This is a genomic window from Burkholderia sp. BC1 (assembly GCF_052683555.1).
Window position 1 is genome coordinate 1 of record NZ_JBQYLP010000043.1, and the last position, 4,011, is coordinate 4,011.

Genomic DNA, 4,011 nt, shown 5'->3' on the forward strand with positions numbered 1-4,011 from the left:
GGGTTGGCGGGTTGGCGGTTGGCGGTTGGCGGTTGGCGGCGATGCCGGTGCTCGCGGTCAGACGCGACAGGGCGTCGGGCGAAAAAAACACGCGGAAGTCGCTGTGCCCCGAAAGTCGTCGGGCGGCGCGCGGTGACGGGTGTGGGGTTGGTGTCAGACGTGACGTCCGCTTGGCGCTGTGATGATTGCTGCGAGGGCGCCGCACACGTTGATGACGGGCGCTCACCGCTTTTCGTTTTCCTCGACGCACTTCTTCGGCCGCGCCGATATCGAGGTTAATGTCGGAATCGGTCGACGTAGTGCGCTACCGCTTGCGCTCGAGCCCCGAGCAGCGCAGCGCGGTCATCGTGACGAGCGCGATCGCGGCGGCCGCGCGATCTGCACGTAACGCACGAAGCCGGCGAGTTGCAGCAGCCGGCCGGCGACGACGCCGACCGCGCCGGGCCGCTATTGCCGACGGGCGCGGCGCATCTGCGCTTTGCCGCCGGGCGTCCGATTGAAGCAGACCGGTACCGGCGCAAAAGAAAAATAAATCGACGAAGAATTATTCGAAAAGCGCGCGCACCGCTTCCGGCGGACGGCCGATAGCGGCCTTGCCGCGGTAGACGACGATCGGACGCTGCAGCAGGATCGGATGCGCCGCAATGGCCGCATACGCTTCCGCGTCGGTCAGTTCCGCGCGACCGAGGTTCAATGTCTTGTACGGCTCCTCACCGTCGCGAAGCATGTCGCGCACCGGGCGACCAAGTTGACGATGCAGCGTCTCCAGTTCCTCGACCGTCGGCGGCGTCTTCAGATACTCGACGACGTTCACCGGTGCACCGGTCGTGTTCAACGTCTCGATCAACGCGAGCGTCTCGCGGGACTTAGAGCATCGGGGGTTGTGATAGATCGTGATCATCGTTTCAGCGTGGATGGTGGAGGCCAGTATTGTAGCGAGTCTCACGGTGCGCGCTTCGATAGCTCCAGGAAACCGGCGAGGTTGTTGCGCTGTTCGCTTCGGGTGCGCGGCAATCGGGTAGAACGCCGAACCGGAGTGCTGCCGGTGGGGTGGTGAAACCGGGACGGTCTTTATGCGCATAAAGGCCGTTGCAGGACAACGGGGGAGAGCGCAGTGGGAGGCGTAGACACGGGTGCGCTTCGCGCCGTCTCGATGAACGCATTCGTCCCATCGCCGGTCGCAAGACTTATGCGCATAAAGGCTGCCGCAGGCCCGACCCGAGCGCCGTCTGATGAGCAGACGCTGCCGGCTTTGGATAGGCTCGAACAACGCATCGGGCACATACTGGCCGCGCTCTTTATGCGCATAAAGAGCGCTTGGCAAAAGGGGGGCGGTCGGTCGCAACAACGTTCATCGCCGTTCAGAACGACGCGCGCCATCGGCGTTTTCATGGCGTATAGATTCACGAGCCGTCGCAATGGGAACAGTGCTGGTCGGCGGCGCAGCAGTTCTAGTCGCCGGCAGACGACGCACCGGCGCGCGCGGCACTGGCCCAGCAGTCACTCCATCGCCAATCCGCGGCCTTTCCGGTTAGCGCGCCCTCAGGGCTTTATGCGCACAAACCGCCTCGCGCTGACATGTCGGCGATCCCACTGCAATGCTCGGTACCTCTCCTGCGACGCAATCGGCACGGTCGACATGCGAGCGCAAGCAAGCAGCACCGCGCGCTTACCAACGCTGGGACCTACCAGAGCAGTGATTTACCAAAGCAGCGGCTTGGGAGCGTCGAGATACCGCAACGCAGAGGCCCACCTCCGCGACTGTCATCAGCCCAGCTCGTCGGTTTATGCGCACAAACTCCCACCCGATTCGCTCGCGGAGCCCCTGACACGCGAGTTTGACTCTGCGCGACTACGCTTGCGCGCCTATCACTTGAGCCGCGTCATGAGCGCTCGAGCGACGCACGTGAGCAACCTTGATCAAGCCATTCAGCCATCGCCCTCGGGCACCCTTTATGCGCATAAATCGCTTGTCCGAATGGCCAACGCGTCGTGCTTCGGCGACAAGTTCATTGAAATATAAATATCGTCCTGTAGAATTCCAACGATCAAAAACAGGAGTGAAAATTGGCCGCAGAAATCATTGCAGTCACTCAACAAAAAGGCGGTGTCGGCAAAAGCACGATCGCCATGCATCTCGGTGCCGCATTCCATGAAAAAGGAAAACGCGTCCTCGTCATCGATGCAGACGGCCAAAACACACTGGTTCATTGGTCCAGCGCATCGGGCGACGGCGACAACGGCATTCCTTTCCCCGTCGTCAATCTCGCGGAAGCGGGCGGCCAGATCCACCGCGAGATCAAGAAGTTCATCAACGACTACGACATCATCGTCGTCGACTGTCCGCCGTCGATCACCGAGAAGGTGTCCGGTGTCGTGCTGCTGGCGGCATCGATTGCCGTGATTCCGACGTCGTCGTCGCCGGCCGATTATTGGTCGAGCGTCGGGCTCGTGAAGCTGATCCAGCAGGCGCAGGTGATGAACGAAGACCTGCGGGCGGTATTTCTGCTGAACAAGACCGAGGAAAAGCGGATGCTCACGCGCGAACTGAAGCGCGCGCTCGAAGAACTGGGCTTCCCGCTGTTGAAGACGCAAATCCCCACCCGCGAAGCGTACAAGCAGGCCATGGCGCTCGGCCAGACCGTCCTGCAGATGAACGATCGCGGCGCCAAGCTCGCGGCCGCGGAAATTCGCGCATGTGCCGACGAAATCGTCGCGATGCTGCCCTGACTTTATGCGCATAAAGGAGTCGCATGAAACCCTCCCAGTTTGCAAAAGGATTCCAGGCGCGCCCGGATATCACGACGAGCGAGAAACGCACCGCGCTTGACCGCCTGAACGCGATCGACGGCATCGTCAAGTCCGACGCGCCGGCGCCGGCAACCGCGAAGTCCGCGAAGAAAGACAGCGCCGCGCCACATGTGCCGGACCTCGCGATCGATCTGTCGACCGACGAATCGCCGCAGTATCGTGCGTGGCGTCTCGAGAACCGCTACGCGCCCGGCCAGGTGATCGAACTGCCGCTGAAGGCGATCAAGCATAGCCCGTTCAATCCTCGCCATTTCTATCTGAAGTCGTCGATTGCCGAGCTCGCGGTCAACCTCGCGAAGCAAGGGCAACAGCAGGCGATCCACGTGATTCCGGACTACGACAACCCGGGCACGTACTTCGTCAGCGACGGCGGCCGGCGCGTGCGCGCGCTGAAGGAAGCGAACAAGGAGTCCGTGAAGGCGATCGTGATCGACGTCCCGATCGGCATTCAGAGCTACAAGCTCGGCTACGATCTGAACGTTCAGCGCGATTCGCAGACGGTCTTCGACAATGCAGTCGTGTGGCGTCGCTTCCTCGACGACAAGCACTTCCAGAGTCAGAAGGAGCTCGCCGAGCACCTCGGTCTCGACGAATCGACGGTCGCCGTTGCCCTGTCGATCGGCAAGCTGCCCGAAGCAGTGATGCAGGAGATGGTTGCGCGGCCCGATCGCTTCGGTTCGAACATGGCATATCAGGTCGGCCGCTATCACGCTGCGCGCGGCACCGAGGCGACGCTGCGGCTCATCAACAAGATCGTGTCGGACGATCTCAGCACGCGTCAGGTATCGGACATCGTGAAGGGCCGCGTCGCGGCGCAGGACGCGCCGAAGCCGGCGAGCCGCCAGCGCTACGCTCAGCGGCTGGAAATCAAGCTCGGCGGGAAGTCGGTCGGCGATCTGAAGTCGTACGGCGACGATCGCATCGAACTGCGTCTGCGCGGCCTGCCGAAGGACAAGCGCGATGCGATCCTCGAGCAGCTCGAGCGCATGCTGTTGGCGGACTGATCGAGAAAAAGAGACGGCCCGGCGATGACGCCGGGCCGCTTGCCCTTTCACGCAGCGCGGTCACGCGCTGCAAACGCGTTACGCAGCCCTGGACTGGTTCAGCGTAAATGCGAGCAGATCGCCGTCTGTCGGCTCGCCCCAGGTCTTCTGGGCCAGCCAGTCGAAGAAGGCCGTCTCGGCCAGCTTGGATTTTTTT

General features: G+C 62.3%; 3 protein-coding genes. 2 read left to right on the plus strand and 1 reads right to left on the minus strand.

Going from position 1 to position 4,011, the window contains the following annotated elements; genetic code table 11:
• Positions 1-544: 544 nt before the first annotated feature.
• On the minus strand, positions 545-901 hold the full coding sequence (arsC, locus tag ACSHSS_RS20195; RefSeq protein WP_054315180.1) for an arsenate reductase (glutaredoxin): 357 nt from the start codon (positions 899-901) through the stop codon (positions 545-547).
• Between the two features lie 1,166 nt (positions 902-2,067).
• Here arsC and parA point away from each other — a divergent pair.
• Positions 2,068-2,730 (plus strand): ParA family partition ATPase, encoded by a 663-nt coding sequence (gene parA / locus ACSHSS_RS20200; protein WP_006397552.1) that lies wholly within the window; start codon positions 2,068-2,070, stop codon positions 2,728-2,730.
• Between the two features lie 23 nt (positions 2,731-2,753).
• Positions 2,754-3,815, plus strand: a complete 1,062-nt coding sequence (locus tag ACSHSS_RS20205; protein WP_054315182.1) for a ParB/RepB/Spo0J family partition protein — start codon at positions 2,754-2,756, stop codon at positions 3,813-3,815.
• Positions 3,816-4,011 lie beyond the last annotated feature (196 nt).

Excerpts from the sequence above, each read along its gene's own strand:
- arsC (WP_054315180.1), bottom strand. The coding sequence starts at position 901 with ATGATCACGATCTATCACAACCCCCGATGCTCTAAGTCCCGCGAGACG.
- ACSHSS_RS20205 (WP_054315182.1), top strand. The coding sequence starts at position 2,754 with ATGAAACCCTCCCAGTTTGCAAAAGGATTCCAGGCGCGCCCGGATATC.